Here is an 18,886-nt window from a genome sequence, read left to right on the forward strand (position 1 = left end):
CTCCCACAGATACCCAGCACTCGACGAGGCCGGCGGACGGGAGTGTCAGTGGTGCCAGCTAGCGTGCACGCCGTGAGCACCACCGCATCCGCATACCAGGCAACGTTCGAGGAGCTCGGCACGCCGCTGCGGGACGTGACCTTCGTGGTGGTGGACCTGGAGACCACGGGGACGAACGCCAAAGAGGGCGGCATCACCGAGATCGGGGCCGTGAAGGTGCGCGGCGGCGAGGTGCTGGGTGAGTTCCAGTCACTCGTGAACCCGGGGCAGCCCGTTCCGGCGTTCATCGCGCGGCTGACCGGCATCACCAACGCCATGGTCGCCACGGCGCCGGACATCGCCCTGGTGCTGCCGAGCTTCCTGGAGTTCGCGCGCGACACGGTGCTCGTGGCGCACAACGCGCCGTTCGACGTCGGGTTCCTCAAGGCCATGTGCGCCCGGCTCGACTACGAGTGGCCGGGTTTCGACGTCGTGGACACGGTGCCGCTGGCCCGGCGGCTGGTCACGCGTGACGAGGCGCCCAACCACAAGCTGTCCACGCTCGCCCGCCTGTTCCGTGCGAGCGTCTCCCCCGACCACCGCGCGCTGGCGGACGCGCGCGCGACCGTCGACGTGCTGCACGCCCTCTTCGACCGGCTCGCACCGATGGGCGTCACGCACCTCGAGGACCTGGCGACGGCCGCTGACCCGGTGCCGCCAGAGGTGCGCCGCAAGCGGCATCTCGCCGACGACCTGCCCGACGCGCCAGGGGTCTACCTGTTCAGGGGCCCGGGTGACGAGGTCCTGTACGTCGGGACGTCGGTCAACATCCGCAAGCGTGTGCGTTCGTACTTCACCGCCGCCGAGAAGCGGAAGCGGATCACGGAGATGGTGCGCATCGCCGAGCGGGTCACGCCGGTCGCGTGTGCCACCCCGCTGGAGGCGCAGGTGCGCGAGCTGCGGCTCATCACGGAGCACGCCCCGCGCTACAACCGGCGCTCGAAGTTCCCGGAGCGGCACTCCTGGGTACGCCTCACCGACGAGGCCTACCCGCGGCTCTCGGTCGTGGGCGGTGTGGTGGCGGGCGCCGCGCACATCGGCCCGTTCGCGTCCCGGCGCACCGCGCAGGAGGCCGTCCACGCCCTGCACGACGCCCTCGACCTCCGCCAGTGCACCGCGCGCATACCGCTGGTCTCCAAGACTCCGGGCAGCCCGTGCGCCCTGGCCGGCATGGGCCGCTGCTCCGCCCCGTGCGTCGCGACGGAGGGCCCCGACACGTCGTACACGCAGGTGGCCGACGCCGCCCACCGCGCACTGACCGGTGATCCCGCCCCGGTGGTGCGGGCGCTCTCCGACCGGATCGCGACGCTCGCCCACCAGGAACGGTACGAGGAGGCGGGCGAGGTCACCCGGCGGTTACGTGCCTTCGTCTCGGGCGCGCACCGGGCGCAGAAGCTGATGCCGCTCTCGGGGTGCGCCGAGCTGGTCGCCGCACGGCCGTCGGGCATCGGCGACGCCCCGGGCAGGCCCGGCGGCTGGGAGATCGTCGTGATCAAGCACGGTCGGCTGGCCGCCACCGACGTCTCGGCGCCCGGTGCGAGTCCGCTCCCCCTGGTGTCCGCTCTGCGCACGACGGCGGAGCACGTCGAGCCCCCGGTCCCGCCGTCGCCCGCCGCGCACCCGGAGGAGACGGACCTGCTGATCGCGTGGCTCGACTCCCCCGGCGTCCGGCTGGTGCACGTCAGCGACACCTGGGCGTGCCCGGTGCGCGCGGCCGGTGCGCACGCGGACCTCGCATGGGCGTCGGACCGGGTGCGCACCTCGATCGGGCCCGGAGAGCCCGAGAACCCGCTGCAGGTGGATACGATGACGGCATGCTGACCGCGATCGTCCTCATCGACGCCGAGACGTCCCGCATCCCCGAGGTCGCGCAGGAGGTCGCGAACATCGACGGGGTGAGCGAGGTCTTCTCCGTGACGGGCAAGACCGACCTCGTCGCCATCGTGCGCGTACCCGAGCACGAGCAGCTCGCCGGCGTCGTGTCCGACACGGTGAACAAGGTGCCGGGCGTGCAGAACACCGAGACCCTCATCGCCTTCCGCGCGTTCTCCAAGGCAGACCTGGAGCAGGCGTTCGCCCTCGGGCTCGACGACTAGTGCCTGTCTGCTCATGACCGCTGCAGCGCAGGGAATCCGTATCCGGCACCTCGGGCATGAACCGCAGGTCCATCCCACCGCCTATGTCGCCCCGACGGCCACGCTGGTCGGTGATGTCCGGGTGGGGCCGAGGGCGCGGGTGATGTACGGCGCGGTGCTCGATGCCGAGGGGTCGCGGATCGAGGTCGGGGAAGCGACGGTGATCTGCGAGAACGCGGTGCTGCGCGGGTCTGCGGTCGCCGGCGATCAGCCGGTCCTTGTCGCCGACCACGTCTTCGTGGGGCCGCATGCCACGCTGCTGGGCTCCGAGGTCGGCAGGTGCGTCTATGTGGCGACCTCGGCGACGGTCCTGCAGCGCGCGCGGTTGGGGGCCGGCTCGGTGGTCGCTGTCGGCGCGCTCGTCCATGCGGGCACCGTTGTGCCGGACGAGTACTTCGTGCCGCCGCACACCGTGGCCCTTGACGCGCCGGTCCGGCTGCTGGCCCCTGGCGATCCCGGCCTGGCCGAGGCCGTCCGGCGGGTGGGCTTCGCGCAGGTGGCGTTCGGCGTCGACGCGGAGTGGACCGACCGGATCAGCCGGTACGAACGCATCGCGGAGGTGCGCGTGGCCGAGTTCGGCACGCACGCCGACGATGAGGTTCTGAATCTCGGCTAGCGCCGCAGCAGCCCTTGTGGTGCGAAGGGGTCAGCCGCTCTGTTCAGCTGCTGCTGCCGGCACCGGCACCGGTCGGCGCCTTCGGCTCGATCTCGTCGTGCCGGCCGTGCGAGTGCGCGGCCTCGAGCTCGGCAGGCGTGACAGGTGACACGCGGTCCTCGTAGAAGAACCGGGACACCTTCTGCCAGCGACGGTCGGACCTGTACCCCGGGCGCCGCACACCACGCCCGTCCGTGAGGGGCTGGATCTCCAGTGGCGCCGGCGACTCGTAGTTGACGCGCAGCCAGCGCTCCTCCTCGTCGAGCGGAGTGTGCACCTCGATGTACTCGCCGTTGGCGAAGCGCACGATGCGGCCGGACTCGTGCCCGTGCAGCACCAGCTCCCGGTCCTTGCGCTGCAGCCCGAGGCACACCCGTTTGGTCACCCAGAACGCGAGCACCGGACCCACGAACACCAGCACGCGCAGCGCCCAGGTGATCGCGAAGATGTCGAGCGAGAAGTGCGTGGCGATGAGGTCGTTCGTCGCGGCCAGGGCACAGACCACGAACGCGACGAGGATCGCCACGCCCACTCCTGTACGCACCGGCCGGTTGCGGGGCCGGTCGAGCACGTGGTGCTCCTTGTGGTCACCCGTCACCTTGGCCTCGAGGAACGGCCACCCGAACAGCAGCGTGAACAGGATCCCCGGTACCACCAGGGCGGGGATCAGCAGGTTCATGCTCAGCGTGTACCCGCCGATGACCCACTCCCAGCCCGGTCCTGGCATGAGGCGCAGCGCGCCGTCGACGAACAGGATGTACCAGTCCGGCTGCGTACCCGCCGAGACGGGTGAGGGGTCGTACGGGCCGTAGTTCCACACGTTGTTGATCGCCATCGTGGCGCCCATCAGGGTCAGCACGCCCGCGATGATGAAGAAGTTGCCCGTCATCTTGGCGACGTACACCGGCAGCGCCGGGTAGCCCACCACGTTCTTGTCGGTACGCCCACCGCCCGGGTACTGGGTGTGCTTCTGCAGCACCATGAGGAACAGGTGCAGCGCGATGAGCGCGATCAACAGCCCAGGGATCACGAAGATGTGGAGGGTGAAGAGCCGCGGGATGATGTGGTGGCCGGGGAACTCACCGCCGAACACCAGGATCGACGTCCAGGAACCGATCACCGGGATCGACTTGACCACGCCGTCGATGATGCGCAGCCCGTTGCCCGACAGGACGTCGTCGGGCAACGAGTAGCCGGTGAAGCCGGCAGCCAGCGCCAGGATCAGCATGGTGGCACCGACCAGCCAGTTGATCTCGCGTGGCTTGCGGAACGCGCCGGTGAAGAAGATCCGGAACATGTGGACCACTATCGAGAACACGAAGATCAGGGCAGACCAGTGGTGGATCTGTCGCATCAGCAGGCCGCCGCGCACCTCGAACGACATCTCGACCGTGGAGCTGAACGCCGCCGACATGAGCTGGCCGTGCATCGCCGCAGGGTGCTCGCCCTCGTAGCGCACCAGCGCCATGGACGGCTCGAAGAACATCGTCAGGAAGAAGCCAGAGGCGATCAGGACCACGAACGAGAAGAGGGCGATCTCGCCCAGCATGAAGGACCAGTGGTCAGGGAACACCTTGCGCGCGAACTCCTTGACCAGCACACCGATGCTCGTGCGCTGGTCCAGGTAGTCGGCGGCCTTGCCGACGCCGGTCGGACGCTGCTTCTTTGCCACGCCATCACTCCTGGGGTAGGTGACACGTGCCTTCCAGTAGACCCAGTAGACACCGTGCCAGGTGTTGCCTTCCACCCGGATGACGAATTAGGTGACCGATCCGTGACAGGAAAGATCCGGCGCACCCTCGGGGAGCTCGTCCCCCAGGGTGCGCCGGATCTGATCAGCCGGTCAGGCCGACGGGACGATGAGGCCCGCGGTCTGCGTCTTGGCCCGGCCCAGGCGCTCGGAGACGTTGCTCCAGGACACCAGGTTCCACCAGGCCTTGATGTAGTCCGGGCGCACGTTCAGGTAGTCGATGTAGTAGGCGTGCTCCCAGCAGTCCAGCATCAGGACGGGGGTGAGCGCGAAGGGGATGTTGCCCTGCTGGTCGAACAGCTGAACCACGACCAGCTTCTGACCGATGGAGTCCCAGGCCAGCACGGCCCAGCCGGAACCCTGCACACCGGCGGCAACGGCAGTGAAGTGCGCCTTGAACTTCTCGAACGAGCCGAAGTGCTCGTCGATCGCGGCGGCGATGTCGCCGGTCGGCTCGCCGCCGGCCTCTGGCGCCATGTTCGTCCAGAAGATCGAGTGGTTGATGTGACCACCGAGGTTGAACGCGAGGTCCTTCTCGATCTTGTTGACGTTTGCCAGGTTGCCCGTCTCGCGGGCCTCCTCGAGCTGCTCGAGGGCAGTGTTCGCGCCCTTGACGTACGTCGCGTGGTGCTTGGAGTGGTGCAGCTCCATGATCTTGCCCGAGATGTGGGGCTCGAGCGCGGCGTAGTCGTAGGTCAGGTCAGGGAGCGTGTAAACAGCCATTGCTGAGGTACCTCCAGGATCGGGCCGCACACCGGACGGTGGGCGGGGGAAGACGCCGTCCTGGTCGCGCGCCAGAAGTGGTGCCCGCCGGGACGGCAATGGCCCGTGTCCCCGGCCGCATTCACGGACCGGGAGACACGGGCCATCGCTTGGTGTCGCAGGTCGCTCAGTGCTCCCGCGAGGTGGTTCCCGCACCGGCCTCGACGGCCTGGCGCTCGGAGCCGTTCAGCTGGTCGTGCTCTCCGTGCGAGTGCGCGGCCTCGACCTCCGCCGGGGTGACAGGCGACACGCGGTCCTCGTAGAAGAACCGGGACAGGCCCTGCCACCGCTTGTCAGCGGCATAGCCCTTGCGCTTGACGCCCCGCGCGTCGGTCTTCGGGGCGATCTCCAGCGGAGCCGGCGCCTCGTAGTTGACGCGCAGCCAGCGCTCCTGCTCGTCGAGCGGAGTGTGGACCTCGATGTACTCGCCGTTCGCATAGCGCACGATGCGACCCGACTCGTGGCCGTGCAGCACCAGCTCGCGGTCCTTGCGCTGCAGCCCGAGGCAGATGCGCTTGGTGATGTAGTAGGCAAACACCGGCCCCACGAAGAACAGGACACGGAACACCCAGGTGATCGCGTTGATCGAGAGTGCGAAGTGCGTGGCGATGAGGTCGTTCGACCCGGCAAGGGCCAGGATGATGAACGCCGCGAGGAACGCGACCCCCAGGCCGGTGCGCACCGGCACGTTGCGCGGGCGGTCGAGCACGTGGTGCTCCTTGTCGTCACGCGTGACGCGCGCCTCGACGAAGGGATAGACGAACAGGAACGTGAACAGGAGGCCCGGGATGACCATCGCGGGGATGATCACGTTCATCGGGAGCGTGTACCCGAAGATGACCCATTCCCAGCCCGGTCCTGGCATGAGTCTCAGCGACCCCTCCAGGAACAGCATGTACCAGTCCGGCTGCGCGCCTGCGGACACCGGTGACGGGTCGAACGCGCCGTAGTTCCACACGTTGTTGATCGAGAGCGTGGCACCCATGAGCGCCAGCACGCCGAAGACGATGAAGAAGTTTCCGGTCATCTTGGCGACGTACACCGGAAGGGCGGGGTAGCCGACGACGTTCTTGTCGGTGCGGCCACCGCCGGGGAACTGGGTGTGCTTCTGCAGCACCATGAGGAACAGGTGGAGGGCGATCAGCGCGAGCAGGATGCCCGGCACCACCAGGATGTGCAGCGTGAACAACCGGGGCACGATGTGGTGGCCGGGGAACTCGCCGCCGAAGATCATGTACGACATGAACGAGCCGACCACCGGGATCGCCTTGACCACGCCGTCGGTGATGCGCAGGCCGTTGCCGGACAGCACGTCGTCCGGCAGGGAGTAGCCGGTGAAGCCGGCGGCCAGACCGAGGATCATCAGGAGAAGACCGACGATCCAGTTGATCTCGCGCGGCTTGCGGAACGCACCGGTGAAGAACACGCGCATCATGTGCACCACGATCGACGCCATGAAGACCAGCGCCGACCAGTGGTGGATCTGCCGCATCAGCAGGCCGCCGCGCACCTCGAACGACATGTCGACGGTCGAGGCGAACGCCACGGACATGAGCTCGCCGTGCATGCTCGCCGGGTGCTCGCCCTCGTAGCGCGTGAGCGCCATCGACGGCTCGAAGAACATCGTCAGGAAGATGCCCGAGATGATCAGCACGACGAACGAGAACAGGGCGATCTCGCCCAGCATGAAGGACCAGTGGTCCGGGAAGACCTTGCGGGCGAACTCCTTGACGGCCACGCCGATGGAGGTCCGCTGGTCCAGGTAGTCAGCGGCCTTGCCGACGGGCGTCGTCGGCTTGGCCGGCGCGTCGCGCTTGGTGTCGTCGGTCGCGGTGCTCACTTCAGGCGCTCCCAGAAGCTCGGGCCGATGGGCTCGGCGAAGTCGTCCTGCGCCACGAGGTAGCCCTCGGAGTCGACGGTGATCGGCAGCTGCGGCAGCCGGCGGTTGGCCGGGCCGAAGACGACCTTCGCGCTGTCGGCGATGTCGAACGTCGACTGGTGGCAGGGGCACAGGAGGTGGTGCGTCTGCTGCTCGTAGAGCGCCACAGGGCAGCCCACGTGCGTGCAGATCTTCGAGTAGGCGACGATGCCCTCGTACGACCAGTCCTCACCCTCTGGCGACTGGTCGGTCCGGAGGTCCTCCGGGTTGAGGCGCACCATCAGGACGACGGCCTTCGACTTCTCCGTGATCCACTCGTGCGTCTCGCGGAACTCCTCGGTGGTCTCAGGGACCACGTGGAACACCGAACCCACGGTGACGTCGCTGGCCTTGATGGGACGACCCGACGGGTCGATCGCGAGGCGCATGCCACGCTTCCACATCGTGTGCTTGAACTTGGAGATGTTCCAGTCGCCACCCACCGAGCCGATCAGCGGCACGGCGATGGCGAGCGGGAACAGCGCCAGGGCACCGAAGAACGCGCCCTTGAGCATGCCGCGCCGTCCGACGACGCCCGAGTCCTCGAGGCCCTCGTTCAGGTCCTTGATCGCGGTCTCGCGGTCCTCGCCCTGTGTGGCGAGGGTGTGGCGCTCCTGCACGAACTCGCGGTCGCCCATGAGCGCCTTGGCCCAGTGGATGCCTGCGATGCCGATGCCGAGCAGCGACACCGCGAGGCCGAGGCCGATCAGGAGGGTCGACAGCCGGACGCCCGACGTCGTGCCGTCCGGCGGGACCAGCACGTAGGCGACGATCGAGCCGATCGTGCCGAGGATCGACAGGACGAACAGGAAGGTCACTGTCCGCTCGGCGCGCTTGGCCGCGCGCGGGTCCGTGTCGGTGAGGCGGTGCTTGTGCTCCGGCACGCCCGGGTCCTGGAATCGCTCCGCAGGCCCGACGGCGGTGCCCGTCCCCGGGGACACCGTCACGTCGGAGGAGGTGTCACCCAGGTTGTTCTGGTTCTCGTTCCGGTTCTCGCTCACGAGGACTTCGCTCCGATCCACACGGCTGCGCCGATGAGCAGGCCCATACCGATCACGAACGCCCACAGACCCTCGGACACCGGCCCGAGAGCACCGAGTGAAGCGCCACCGGCCGAACCTTCACGCTGCTCGACGAGGAAGGTGATGATGTCGCGCTTCTCGTCGGGGTTGATGTTGGCGTCGTTGAACACCGGCATCGACTGCGGGCCGGTGAGCATCGCCTGGTAGAGGTTCCGCTCGGACGTGTCCCACAGCGAGGGTGCGAACTTGCCCTCCGAGAGCGCACCACCGGCACCCACGGCGTTGTGGCACATGGCGCAGTTGGTACGGAACAGGGCCATGCCGTTGGCCGCGTCGCCCTTGGAGGGGTCCACCTGCTCGTCCGTAGGGATGGCAGGTCCGGCGCCCAGCGAGGCGACGTACCCGGCCAGGGCCGCGGTCTGCTCCTCGTTGAACTGCGGCGGCTTCGCCTCGGCCTGCGGGCCGTTCATCTGCATCGGCATACGACCGGTCGACACCTGGAAGTCGACGGCAGCTGCGCCGACGCCGACCAGGGACGGCACGCCGTCTCTGCCTTCCGCGTTCGAGCCGTGGCACGTCGCGCAGTTGGCCTGGAACAACTTCTTACCGGTCTCGATGTCCGCGGTGCTGACGGTCTCGGCCTGAGCCGTACTCGGAGCCAGGGCGGCATAGACGCCGCCCGTGGTCAGCAGCGCCAGCAGCAGAAGCACGACCGGAGCCAACCGGTGATGCCTGCGGGCGGCGAGTGCCTTCACGAAAATGTCCTCGTCTCGCTGTGAGTGTTTGAGCTTCTCTGTTATGAACCTATGCCACCGCACGGGCCACGCTCGACGCACGCCCGCAAGGCGTGGTCGCTACGGGGTCACTGCAGCAGGTAGATCACCGCGAACAGCGCGATCCACACCACGTCGACGAAGTGCCAGTAGTAGGACGTGACGATCGTGGTGGTGGCCTCGTGGTGACCGAAGCGCTTGGCCGCGAAGGAGCGGCCGAGCACGAAGAGGAATGCGATCAGACCGCCGAGCACGTGGAGGCCGTGGAAGCCGGTGGTCAGGTAGAAGACCGAGCCGTATGCGCTGGACGAGATCGTCAGGCCGTGGCCGACCAGCTCGGCGTACTCGAAGATCTGGCCGCCGATGAAGAACGCACCCATCACGTAGGTCATCGTGAGCCACTCGTGCATGCCCCACGTCCAGAACTGGTAGAGCTTGCCGGAGCGCGACGGCTTGAACTGCTCAGCCTTGAAGACCGCCCACTGGCAGGTGAAGGAGGACAGCACCAGGACGATCGTGTTGATCGTCGAGAAGGTGATGTTCAGCTTGTCCGCCTGCAGCGCCCACTCCTCGGCGGGCATCGTCTGCCTGACCGTGAAGTACATCGCGAAGAGCGCTGCGAAGAACATGAGCTCACTCGCGAGCCAGACGATCGTCCCGACCGAGACCGGGTTCGGACGATTGACTGTCACGTGCTGGTGCGTGGGGTTGGCTGCAGCCGTTGCGGTCGACACGACAGCCATTATGGCCGACATTCGGGTGTCCCGAACGCCGAGGCGCCCATGACGCTCGCGTCGAATCTCACAAAGTCCTTCCAAGGCACTACCTGCGACGTCTCTTGCTGACGCGATCCAGCAGAGTGCCATGAAAAGAGCGCGGACAAATCTGCCGTGCGAGCGGGGACTGTGCCACGATCGACGCATGACCGGCATGACGACGGATGTGACCAGCGCAGGTGCGAACGGTGTGGCGACGTCGAGCCCGCGAGTCCTCCTGTACAGCGACGACCGCACGGTGCGTGAGCAGGTCCGACTCGCCGTCGGGCCACGCCTGCACGCAGGTGCGCCCGACATCGAGTGGATCGAGGCCGCCACCCCCGCCGCAGTGGTGGACAAGGCCGACAACGAGAAGTGGGACCTGCTCGTCCTCGACGGTGAGGCCGACCAGACCGGCGGCATGGGACTGTGCCGCCAGCTCAAGAACGAGATCTACGAGTGCCCGCCGGTGCTCATCCTCACCGGCCGCCCCGAGGACGCGTGGCTCGCCTCCTGGTCCCTGGCCGACGGCGTGGTCTCCCGCCCGCTCGACGCCATCAAGGTCCAGGAGGCAGTCGCGAAGCTCCTGGCGGGTACCGCGTGAACCTCGAGGCACCCACGTGGTCCGGCCTGCTCGCCGGGCTGATCACCGGGGTCGACCTGAGCCAGGCCGAGGCCGGCTGGGCGATGGACCAGGTGATGACGGGCGAGGTCTCCCCCGTCCAGCTCGGCGGGTTCCTCGTGGCCCTGCGTGCCAAGGGTGAGACGGTCGAGGAGCTCGCCGGCCTGACCGACTCGATGGTCCGGCACGCGACCCGGATCGACGTGCCCGGCCCGTCCGTCGACATCGTCGGCACCGGTGGCGACCGCGCGCACACCGTGAACATCTCCACGATGGCGTCAGTGGTCATCGCGGGAACGGGTCTGCGGGTGGTGAAGCACGGCAACCGGGCGGCCTCGTCGTCGTCGGGCAGCGCAGACGTGCTGGAGGAGCTCGGCATCCGGCTGGACCACACACCGGAGCGGGTGGCGCAGATCGCCCGCGAGGCGGGCATCACCTTCTGCTTCGCCGCTGCCTTCCACCCGTCCATGCGGCACGCGGGCCAGACCCGCAGGGAGCTGGGGGTGCCGACGGCGTTCAACTTCCTGGGGCCGCTCACCAACCCGGCCCAGCCGCGGGCAGCCGCCGTCGGCTGTGCTGACGCCCGGATGGCGCCGCTTATGGCGGGGGTGTTCGCCGAGCGCGGCAAGTCCGCGCTCGTGTTCAGGGGCGACGAGGGCCTCGACGAGCTCGCCGCCACGTCGGGCGCCACCGTGTGGGAGGTGCTGCCCGGTGCTGAGGGCGGCACGGTCGTCGAGCACCGCCTCGACCCGGCCGCCGACCTCGGCCTCACGCGCATCAAGGTCGAGGACCTGCGCGGCCACGACGCCGCCTACAACGCGGGGGTCGCCCGCGCGGTCTTCGCAGGGCAGGACGGCCCCGTCCGCGAGACGGTGCTGCTCAACGCGGCGTCCGGCCTGGTCGCCGACGGCACGCTGCCCGGTACCGGCCCTGGCTCCGGGACGCTCGTGGAACGCCTCGCTGCGGGGATCGAGCTGGCAGCGCAGGCCGTCGACGACGGCTCCGCACAGGCCGCGCTGGACCGCTGGGTCGCCGCCAGCCGCTGAGGGCCGGGCGGCAGTGCCGCAGGGCCGCCGACAGTGACGCACGGGCCGGGTACCCAGAGGGTGCCCGGCCCGTCGGTCATCGCGGACCGGTCACTGCTCGACGATCTGGTCCGCCGGAGGCGCCTCGATGCCGAGGTCCTCGCCCCACCGGCTGAACTCGGACGTCGAGACGAGCTCCTGCCCGTCGATGTCCATCGTGACCTCCACCCGGGCGGGCCGGTCGGCCTCGTCCAAGGCGTAGACGACGGTCATCTCGCCCATGGCGTCGAGCATCTCGGGGTCGAGCTGCTCGACCTGCGGGCCCGTCACCTTGGCGGGGTCCAGGACCAGGGTGTAGAGGTCGACCTCTGCCCCGCCGACCGTGTCCGTGCCGCTCGCCTCGAACGACACGATGGCGTCCTGGAAACCCTCGAGCTGCGCCTTGGGGTCCGGCGCGTCGGACATCGACTGGAACGAGCCCATCGCGGGATCGCTCATCAGCTCTTCCTCGGTGGCCTTGATGTACTTTCCCTCGGTGAGCTCGCCCATCGAGATGTAGTAGATCTTGTCAACGACGATCATCGAGAGCTCCATGCCCTCGACGTCCATGGACATCGACATCCGAGGTGATTCCGGGTCGGTGGCGTCCACGTCCATCGGGATGCTTCCGCCGGCCATGCCTCCGGCCTCGGCCAGCGCGCCGCTGTAGGTCGACTCGATGTGCATCGTGGTCGCGGACTCCTGTGCGGCCCCGACGCGTTCGACGAACGTCGCCTGCGTTATCTCGGCCGGGGCCTGCTCTGTCCCCTCCGACGCAGCGTCCGGCGCAGTGTCCGATGCCGTGTCGTCGGTCGCCGCGCCACAACCCGCCAGGCCGACTGTCAGCAGTCCGGCGGCTGCCAGCGACACGATCCTCTGAGAAATTCGCACGACGTACCTCTCTCGGTCTCGCCACCGTGGATGCCCTGTGCGCACCCGTGTCCGGTTGGCGACCTTCGATCCAATCAGCCGAAGGCCTCTGGCGAATCCTGGAGAGGGGTGAAGTCGCGGGTGAATTCTCGGTCGACGGCATGGGCGACGCCGTGATCGACGGAATAGGAGAAGCCGGCCGGCGCACCCACGGGGTGCGCCGGCCGGCTTCTCCTGCTCAGCCCCGACGAGGCGTCAGTGCGAGTGGATACCCCGCGAGTACTCGAACACCCAGCCCACCAGCGCGATCACCGCAGCGCAGAAGCCGATGTAGAACACCCACCAGCCCACGGCCAGGCCGAGGAAGCAGATCGCGGCCGAGCCTGCGATGGCCAGCGGCCACCAGCTCCAGGGTGCGTACACGCCCTGGTCGCCCGCCGCGTCCTCGATGTTGCCGTTCGGGTTGTCCTCGGGACGAGCGTCGATGCGCCGGGCCGTCAGGGCCAGGTACGCGCCGATCATCGCCACCAGGCCGCCGACGAGCGGCATGCCCAGGTATCCGACGGGCTCCTGCCAGTCGGTCATGTACCCGTACACCACGCCGGCCAGGACGAAGAAGGGTGTGCCCCAGAGGAACAGTCGTGCCTCGATCTTCACTTGCTGGTCCCCTCGTCCGGCGTGTCAACGACCGTCGTGCTGCTCTGCTGCGGTGAGCCGCCGCCGTCCGCCGCGCGCTGCTGCGCCTGCGTCTCCTGGCCGCGCCGGTCCGCCTCGCCGTAGATGTTGTCGAGCACGCCCCTGTTGTACTCGGGGTGCTCCATCGCGACGACCTCCGGGTGGTGCAGGTCGAACGCCGGCGACTCCGAGCGGATCCGCGGGAGCGACGTGAAGTTGTGCCGCGGCGGCGGGCAGGACGTGGCCCACTCCAGGGAGCGGCCGTAGCCCCACGGGTCGTCGACGGTGACCATCGGCGCCTTGCGCCAGGTGACGTACACGTTCCAGAGGAACGGCAGCGTGGACGCCGCGAGGATGAACGCACCGATCGTCGAGACCTGGTTCTCCCAGGTGAAGCCTTCCTCCGGCATGTAGTCCGCGTACCGGCGCGGCATGCCCTCGACGCCCAGCCAGTGCTGGATGAGGAACGTGGTGTGGAAGCCGACGAACAGCAGCCAGAAATGCAGCTTGCCCAGGCGCTCGCTCAGCATCCGGCCGGTGAACTTGGGCCACCAGAAGTAGAAGCCCGCGAACATCGCGAACACGACCGTGCCGAAGACGACGTAGTGGAAGTGCGCCACCACGAAGTACGAGTCGGAGAGCTGGAAGTCCAGGGCAGGGCTCGACAGGATGATGCCGGTCAGGCCGCCGAAGAGGAACGTCACGAGGAACCCGATGCTCCACAGCATCGGCGTCTCGAACGTGAGCTTCCCTCGCCACAAGGTGCCGATCCAGTTGAAGAACTTCACCCCGGTCGGCACCGCGATCAACATCGTCATGAACGCGAAGAACGGCAGCATGACCGCGCCCGTCACGTACATGTGGTGGGCCCACACGGTCACCGACAGCGCTGCGATCGCGATGGTCGCGTAGACCAGGCCCGTGTAGCCGAAGATCGGCTTGCGGCTGAACACCGGGAAGATCTCGGACACGATGCCGAAGAACGGCAGCGCGATGATGTAGACCTCGGGGTGCCCGAAGAACCAGAACAGGTGCTGCCAGAGGATGGCCCCACCGTTCTCCGGGTTGAAGATCTGCGCGTCCAAGCGCCGGTCAGCGCCCAGCGCGAACAGCGCGGCGGCCAGCGGCGGGAACGCCATCAGCACCAGGAGGCTGGTGACCAGCGTGTTCCAGGTGAAGATCGGCATCCGGAACATGGTCATGCCCGGGGCGCGCATGGTGATGATCGTGGTGATGAAGTTGACCGCACCGAGGATGGTTCCGAAGCCCGCCAACGCGAGGCCGAACACCCATAGGTCACCACCGAGCCCTGGACTGTAGGTCGTGGTCGACAACGGCGCGTACGCGAACCAGCCGAACGACGCGGCGCCCTGCGGGGTCAGGAAGCCCGCCACCGTGATGAGACCGCCGAACAGGTACAGCCAGTAGGCAAACATGTTCAGGCGCGGGAAGGCGACGTCGGGCGCGCCGATCTGGAGCGGCATGATCACGTTCGCGAAGCCGGCGAAGAGCGGGGTGGCGAACAGCAGCAGCATCACGGTGCCGTGCATCGTGAACAGCTGGTTGTACTGCTCCTTGCTCTGCACGAGCTGGATGCCCGGCTCGAAGAGCTCGGCCCGGATCAGCAGGGCCATCAGGCCGCCGATGCAGAAGAACAGGAACGACGAGATCAGGTAGAGGTACCCGATCGTCTTGTGGTCAGTGGAGGTGATCCACTTGATGACGGTCCGGCCGAGCGTCTGGCGCCCGGGCGCGAGGCCCGGGATCAGCTCGGTCGTGGTCGCTGCGGCCATCAGTGCCCAGCCTCCTCTTCCTCGGCGTCAACCGGGCCTTGTGTCCGGGCGAGGTCCATACCGAGCTCGCCGGTCTGTCCCCTCGCTGCGAGCTCCGCCATGTGGGCGTCGTACTCCTCCGCCGACACGACCTTCACGTTGAAGAGCATGCCGGAGTGGAACTCGCCGCACAGCTCGGCGCACTTGCCTGCGTACGTGCCCTCACGGGTCGGCGTGACCTGGAAGGTGTTGGTCCGGCCCGGGATCATGTCCTGCTTGTACAGGAACGCGGGGATCCAGAACGAGTGGATGACGTCACGCGAGTCCAGCGTGAACTCGACGGTCTCGTCCACCGGCAGGTAGAGCGTCGGGAAGGACTGCGAGGTACCCGGCGCACCGTCCACCTGGTCCTCCGCGGTGAGCTCCCCGACGTTGGCCTCGTGCTCACCGGAGTCGTAGACGCCGGCGTCGGTGTAGTTGAAGTCCCAGCTCCACTGCTTGCCAATGACCTGGATGTGCTCGGTCGCGGTGCCGTCAACCCTGTTGATCTCGGTCACGTCCCGGTCGGTGTACCAGAACAGCACGAGCACCATGATGATCGGCACGGCCGTGTACATGAGCTCGAGCGGCAGGTGGTAGCGCGTCTGCACGGGGAGCTGGTGGTCGTCCTTGCGCTTCCGGTAGGCCGCGATGCACCAGAGCATCAGGCCCCAGGTCACGATGCCCACAGCAAGGGCAGCAATCCACGAGCCCACCCAAAGGTCGGTGATGCGCGCAGTCTGGTTCGTCACCTCCCCGTCGGAATAGCCGGGCAGGTATCCGCGCTGAACGGAATCACTGGCACAGCCGGAGGCCAGGAGTGCGACTCCGACGGCAAGAGCCGACGCGCGCATGATGGCCCGCCGGGTGCGGGTAGGTGGCTGCGAGTGCAAGGGAGGCCTTTCACGTCTCGTCCGGCGCGTCGCACCGGTTTCCTCCCGAGCTCCACGCAGAACCTTCGTCCTCGATGAGTGCAGCCTAGCGCGCTCCGGGGCCCGATGATGCCCTGAGCGCGCCCTCCCGGACGTGATCCTCTCCGCATCCGGGACGCACGTCGACGCTGTTCAGGACACCGGCCAGGGACGTGTCAGAACGATCCGCACGACCGGCCGGCCGGTACGGGTGCGAGGATCAGGCGAAGGACCGCGGCAGCATGCCGTACACCGCCGCCGGTGCCCGTCCGAGGGCGCTGACCAGGCGGCCAAGGAGCAGGTGTCCGCGGACCCCGTGCCGCGACACAGGAGCAGGAGGACGTGTGAGCCACGCCACCCCGAGCACCCCCGACCGGGTGCACCTCGACAACGGCGGCCGGGCCCCATGGCACCCGCTCGCCCGGCAGGCGTTCGAGCAGGCTCTCGCCGACGGCTGGGCCGACCCGCGCCGGCTGCACGCAGAGGGCCGGCGTGCCGCCCGACTGCTCGACGGCGCACGGGAAGCGGTCGCCGCGGTGCTCGGGGCGCGGACCCAGGAGGTCCACTTCACTCCCGGACACACGGCGTCGCTCCACGCGGCCGTCGCGTCGGCCGCCGCAGCCCGACGGCGAGCCGGCAGCGCGATCGTGACCAGTGCCGTCGAGCGTTCGGCCCTGCTCCACGCCGCCCGTGCCGCCGGCCAGCAGAGCAGCGTCCCGGTCAACCGGCTCGGGAGGGTCGACGCCGACGCGATGATCGCCGCCGTCCGGGCTCCCGGAGCGGCGCTGGCGGCGCTGCAGCACGCCAACGGCGAGGTCGGCACGGTCCAGCCGGTCGAGGCGGTGCACGACGCCGCACGCGCGGCAGGCGTCCCCCTCCTGGTCGACGCCGGAGCGAGCGTCGGGCACGTGTCCGTGCCCCAGGCCTGGGACCTCCTGGCCGCCGACCCCGCCGACTGGGGCGGGCCAGCGGGCGTCGGGGTGCTCGCGGTCCGGCAGCGCGTCCGCACGGCCGCGACGGGGCCGGAGGACGAGGACCAGTGGGCGCCGGGCGGCGTCAGCGTGCCCCTCGCGTTCGCCGCTGCGGTGGCGCTGCAAGCGGTCGAGGCCGACCGGACGGCGCAGGAGGCCCGCCGCAGAGACCTCGTCGAGCACGTGCGGGCGCAGGTGTCGCGTATCCCCGACGTCGAGGTGGTGGGCGACCCGGACGGACGACTCCCCCACGTCGCGACGTTCTCGTTCCTGTACGTGGACGGCGAGGCGCTCGTGACGGAGCTGGACCGGCACGGGTTCGCGGTCGGGTCGGGCTCCGCGTGCACCGCGAGCACGCTCGAGCCGTCGCACGTGCTGGCCGCGATGGGCGTGCTCACGCACGGCAACGTACGGATCGCCCTGGACCGCGGCACCACCGCCGACGAGGTGGACCGCTTCTGCGCGGTGCTGCCAGGAGCGGTGGCGCGCGTGCGGGAGATGCTCGGGGTCGGCGGCCTCTGAGGCGCTCCGGGGCTCTGCCCCGAGGACGTCGGGCGCTGGAGTCACTAGGGTGACCCGTGTGTCTGACACGTTGGTGGACGCGCGAGGGCTGCGCTGTCCCCTGCCCGTGATCCGGCTCGCGGCGGCCGCGAAGGGCCTGCCTGCGGGCACCGAGCTGACCGTGCTGTCGACCGATCCCGCCGCCAGGCTCGACGTGCCCGCGTGGTGTCGCATGCGCGGCCACGAGCACGTCGCGACGGTCGAGCACGCGGCAGAGCCAGGCGGCGGCGCTGACGGCTGGGCCGTCACCGTGCGCCTGCACTGAGCGGGGCAACACTCAGCCGGACGACCACGTGATCTTCTGCGGGCCACGCCATCGTCCGCGCGACGACCCCGCCGGCCGCAGAGGATGGCGTGGCCCGCGGACGATCACATGGGCCAGCGCCCGTCGCACGGAGACAAGCAGACGGGCCGGTCACCCGTGAAGGTGACCGGCCCGCCGTCGTGCAGACGCCTGGTCGGCGCAGCAAGCTTCGATCAGGAGAACGACCCGCCGCAGGCACACGCGCTGCCTGCGTTCGGGTTGTCGATCGTGAAGCCCTGCTGCTCGATGGTGTCCTTGAAGTCGATCGTGGCGCCCTCGAGGTACGGCACGCTCATCTTGTCCACGACGACCTCGACGCCGTCGTAGTCACGCAGCGCGTCCCCGTCGAGCACACGCTCGTCGAAGTAGAGCTGGTAGATCAGCCCGGAGCAGCCACCCGGCTGCACCGCGACGCGAAGACGCAGGTCGTCGCGGCCTTCCTGCTCAAGCAGGCTACGGACCTTGCCCGCGGCGACGTCGGTGACGGTGACGCCGTGGGTCCCGATGTCCGTGGTCGTGTCGGTCATGTCATCTCCCGATCGTGTTCGACATACCGGTAGTCGATGTCTCAGCGGTGCCAACCCATCGGGCCGTCCGTCTGTTCCCGTCGCCGGTCTGTTCTGAAGATCGTACGCCCACGGACCGGCTGAACCCAGCACTGTCCAGCTCAGCTGACCTGTCCGGCTCGGCGCACCCAGCCCGGCGTCCAGGTCCTGGCCACGCGTGCGACGTCGGCGTCGACCGCCTCGTGCACCCCGCTGAGACCCGCCGTCGACCACTCGCGCCTGCTCACCTCGCTGCGCTCGGTCACCACGACGACGGGGACGGCGTGCGGTGCGGCCGCTGCAGCGGCCTCCACCACGACACCGCGGTGCAGCGTCTCGCCGTCGAGCCGCGTGACGTACGCCACGACGACGTCGGCGCTCGCGGCAGCCTCGGCGAGCTCCGCACGTTCCGCGCGGGGCAGGGCGGACGGCGCGGGGCCGGGCGCGGTCGGCCCGGGGTGGGCGGGTCCTACGTCCTGCGGCCCGACGGCGTCCGGCCGCCCCACGGGGATCGCCGCCCCCGCCAGCAGCACACCTCCGCCGCCCGTCCCGTGGCCCGCCGGAGCGCTGAGCGCTCCGCCGTGGCCGGACGCCCCGGTGGCACCCGGAACGCGCACGGCGCGTGCCTCGGTCCCGGTGTGGGGCGCGGCGTCGCGCCACGCGGAGGCGAGTCGCTCGGCGTCGGGCAGGGTCTCGGCAAGCAGCAGCACGTGCACACCAGGCATCGTGGCACTGTCATCACC

The 18,886-nt window shown here is 69.0% G+C and carries 19 protein-coding genes; 7 read left to right on the forward strand and 12 right to left on the reverse strand.

The window, feature by feature from the left end; genetic code table 11:
* Positions 1–63 precede the first annotated feature (63 nt).
* From ACFS27_RS01870 to ACFS27_RS01880, 3 genes are read left to right on the forward strand one after another with little or no spacing between them, the layout of a single operon-like run.
* On the forward strand, positions 64–1,860 hold the full coding sequence (locus ACFS27_RS01870; RefSeq protein WP_377179772.1) for a DEDD exonuclease domain-containing protein: 1,797 nt from the start codon (positions 64–66) through the stop codon (positions 1,858–1,860).
* Entirely contained in the window at positions 1,854–2,135 is a 282-nt protein-coding gene (locus ACFS27_RS01875) for an Lrp/AsnC family transcriptional regulator (RefSeq protein WP_253867636.1), read from the forward strand. Before ACFS27_RS01870 ends, ACFS27_RS01875 begins: the two co-directional genes overlap by 7 nt.
* Positions 2,136–2,148: 13 nt before the next feature.
* Positions 2,149–2,790, forward strand: coding sequence for a gamma carbonic anhydrase family protein (locus ACFS27_RS01880; protein ID WP_377179774.1), 642 nt, complete (start codon positions 2,149–2,151; stop codon positions 2,788–2,790).
* Between the two features lie 43 nt (positions 2,791–2,833).
* Here the strand turns inward: ACFS27_RS01880 and qcrB (ACFS27_RS01885) are convergent, their stop codons facing one another.
* The 6 genes from qcrB (ACFS27_RS01885) to ctaE all read right to left on the reverse strand — a co-directional run bounded on the left by qcrB (ACFS27_RS01885) (position 2,834) and on the right by ctaE (position 9,797).
* Positions 2,834–4,501 (reverse strand): cytochrome bc1 complex cytochrome b subunit, encoded by a 1,668-nt coding sequence (gene qcrB, locus ACFS27_RS01885; protein ID WP_377179776.1) that lies wholly within the window; start codon positions 4,499–4,501, stop codon positions 2,834–2,836.
* A gap of 171 nt (positions 4,502–4,672) precedes the next feature.
* A complete protein-coding gene (locus tag ACFS27_RS01890; RefSeq protein WP_377179778.1) occupies positions 4,673–5,302 on the reverse strand; it encodes a superoxide dismutase in 630 nt (209 codons plus the stop codon).
* 166 nt (positions 5,303–5,468) lie between these two features.
* Entirely contained in the window at positions 5,469–7,181 is a 1,713-nt protein-coding gene (gene qcrB, locus ACFS27_RS01895) for a cytochrome bc1 complex cytochrome b subunit (RefSeq protein WP_377179780.1), read from the reverse strand.
* A complete protein-coding gene (qcrA, locus tag ACFS27_RS01900) occupies positions 7,178–8,260 on the reverse strand; it encodes a cytochrome bc1 complex Rieske iron-sulfur subunit (RefSeq protein ID WP_377179782.1) in 1,083 nt (360 codons plus the stop codon). Before qcrA ends, qcrB (ACFS27_RS01895) begins: the two co-directional genes overlap by 4 nt.
* Entirely contained in the window at positions 8,257–9,036 is a 780-nt protein-coding gene (qcrC, locus tag ACFS27_RS01905) for a cytochrome bc1 complex diheme cytochrome c subunit (protein WP_377179784.1), read from the reverse strand. The genes qcrA and qcrC overlap by 4 nt, the downstream gene beginning before the upstream one ends.
* Before the next feature lie 107 nt (positions 9,037–9,143).
* On the reverse strand, positions 9,144–9,797 hold the full coding sequence (ctaE, locus tag ACFS27_RS01910) for an aa3-type cytochrome oxidase subunit III (RefSeq protein ID WP_377179786.1): 654 nt from the start codon (positions 9,795–9,797) through the stop codon (positions 9,144–9,146).
* Positions 9,798–9,975: 178 nt separating this feature from the next.
* Between ctaE and ACFS27_RS01915 the strand changes: the two genes are divergently transcribed.
* Both ACFS27_RS01915 and trpD read left to right on the forward strand, forming a co-directional pair.
* Positions 9,976–10,413, forward strand: a complete 438-nt coding sequence (locus ACFS27_RS01915; protein WP_377179788.1) for a hypothetical protein — start codon at positions 9,976–9,978, stop codon at positions 10,411–10,413.
* Entirely contained in the window at positions 10,410–11,477 is a 1,068-nt protein-coding gene (gene trpD, locus ACFS27_RS01920) for an anthranilate phosphoribosyltransferase (protein WP_377179790.1), read from the forward strand. The genes ACFS27_RS01915 and trpD overlap by 4 nt, the downstream gene beginning before the upstream one ends.
* 90 nt (positions 11,478–11,567) lie before the next feature.
* Here trpD and ACFS27_RS01925 read toward each other — a convergent pair whose 3' ends face one another.
* From ACFS27_RS01925 to ctaC, 4 genes are all read right to left on the reverse strand, one after another.
* Positions 11,568–12,386 carry a hypothetical protein gene (locus tag ACFS27_RS01925; RefSeq protein WP_377179792.1) on the reverse strand — a complete coding sequence of 273 codons (819 nt, stop codon included), beginning with the start codon at positions 12,384–12,386 and terminating at the stop codon, positions 11,568–11,570.
* A gap of 234 nt (positions 12,387–12,620) precedes the next feature.
* Entirely contained in the window at positions 12,621–13,022 is a 402-nt protein-coding gene (locus tag ACFS27_RS01930) for a cytochrome c oxidase subunit 4 (protein ID WP_377179794.1), read from the reverse strand.
* Positions 13,019–14,833 carry an aa3-type cytochrome oxidase subunit I gene (gene ctaD, locus ACFS27_RS01935; RefSeq protein WP_377179796.1) on the reverse strand — a complete coding sequence of 605 codons (1,815 nt, stop codon included), beginning with the start codon at positions 14,831–14,833 and terminating at the stop codon, positions 13,019–13,021. Before ctaD ends, ACFS27_RS01930 begins: the two co-directional genes overlap by 4 nt.
* On the reverse strand, positions 14,833–15,744 hold the full coding sequence (gene ctaC / locus ACFS27_RS01940; RefSeq protein ID WP_449301504.1) for an aa3-type cytochrome oxidase subunit II: 912 nt from the start codon (positions 15,742–15,744) through the stop codon (positions 14,833–14,835). Before ctaC ends, ctaD begins: the two co-directional genes overlap by 1 nt.
* 362 nt (positions 15,745–16,106) lie before the next feature.
* On the opposite strand from ctaC, the gene ACFS27_RS01945 reads away from it, so the two are divergent.
* Positions 16,107–17,255 (forward strand): cysteine desulfurase family protein, encoded by a 1,149-nt coding sequence (locus ACFS27_RS01945; RefSeq protein WP_377179800.1) that lies wholly within the window; start codon positions 16,107–16,109, stop codon positions 17,253–17,255.
* 58 nt (positions 17,256–17,313) lie between these two features.
* Positions 17,314–17,559 carry a sulfurtransferase TusA family protein gene (locus tag ACFS27_RS01950; protein ID WP_377179802.1) on the forward strand — a complete coding sequence of 82 codons (246 nt, stop codon included), beginning with the start codon at positions 17,314–17,316 and terminating at the stop codon, positions 17,557–17,559.
* Positions 17,560–17,771: 212 nt separating this feature from the next.
* Here the strand turns inward: ACFS27_RS01950 and erpA are convergent, their stop codons facing one another.
* Positions 17,772–18,125: an iron-sulfur cluster insertion protein ErpA gene (erpA, locus tag ACFS27_RS01955; protein WP_253867609.1), complete on the reverse strand. Its 354-nt coding sequence runs from the start codon at positions 18,123–18,125 to the stop codon at positions 17,772–17,774.
* A gap of 140 nt (positions 18,126–18,265) precedes the next feature.
* Positions 18,266–18,868, reverse strand: coding sequence for a hypothetical protein (locus ACFS27_RS01960; protein WP_377179804.1), 603 nt, complete (start codon positions 18,866–18,868; stop codon positions 18,266–18,268).
* Positions 18,869–18,886: the final 18 nt, after the last annotated feature.

It is taken from the genome of Promicromonospora vindobonensis (assembly GCF_042685865.1).
GTDB lineage: Bacteria > Actinomycetota > Actinomycetes > Actinomycetales > Cellulomonadaceae > Promicromonospora > Promicromonospora vindobonensis.

Excerpts from the sequence above, each read along its gene's own strand:
- ACFS27_RS01890 (WP_377179778.1), bottom strand. The coding sequence starts at position 5,302 with ATGGCTGTTTACACGCTCCCTGACCTGACCTACGACTACGCCGCGCTC.
- ACFS27_RS01875 (WP_253867636.1), top strand. The coding sequence starts at position 1,854 with ATGCTGACCGCGATCGTCCTCATCGACGCCGAGACGTCCCGCATCCCC.
- ACFS27_RS01960 (WP_377179804.1), bottom strand. The coding sequence starts at position 18,868 with ATGCCTGGTGTGCACGTGCTGCTGCTTGCCGAGACCCTGCCCGACGCC.
- ACFS27_RS01915 (WP_377179788.1), top strand. The coding sequence starts at position 9,976 with ATGACCGGCATGACGACGGATGTGACCAGCGCAGGTGCGAACGGTGTG.
- ctaD (WP_377179796.1), bottom strand. The coding sequence starts at position 14,833 with ATGGCCGCAGCGACCACGACCGAGCTGATCCCGGGCCTCGCGCCCGGG.
- ctaE (WP_377179786.1), bottom strand. The coding sequence starts at position 9,797 with ATGGCTGTCGTGTCGACCGCAACGGCTGCAGCCAACCCCACGCACCAG.
- erpA (WP_253867609.1), bottom strand. The coding sequence starts at position 18,125 with ATGACCGACACGACCACGGACATCGGGACCCACGGCGTCACCGTCACC.
- ACFS27_RS01880 (WP_377179774.1), top strand. The coding sequence starts at position 2,149 with ATGACCGCTGCAGCGCAGGGAATCCGTATCCGGCACCTCGGGCATGAA.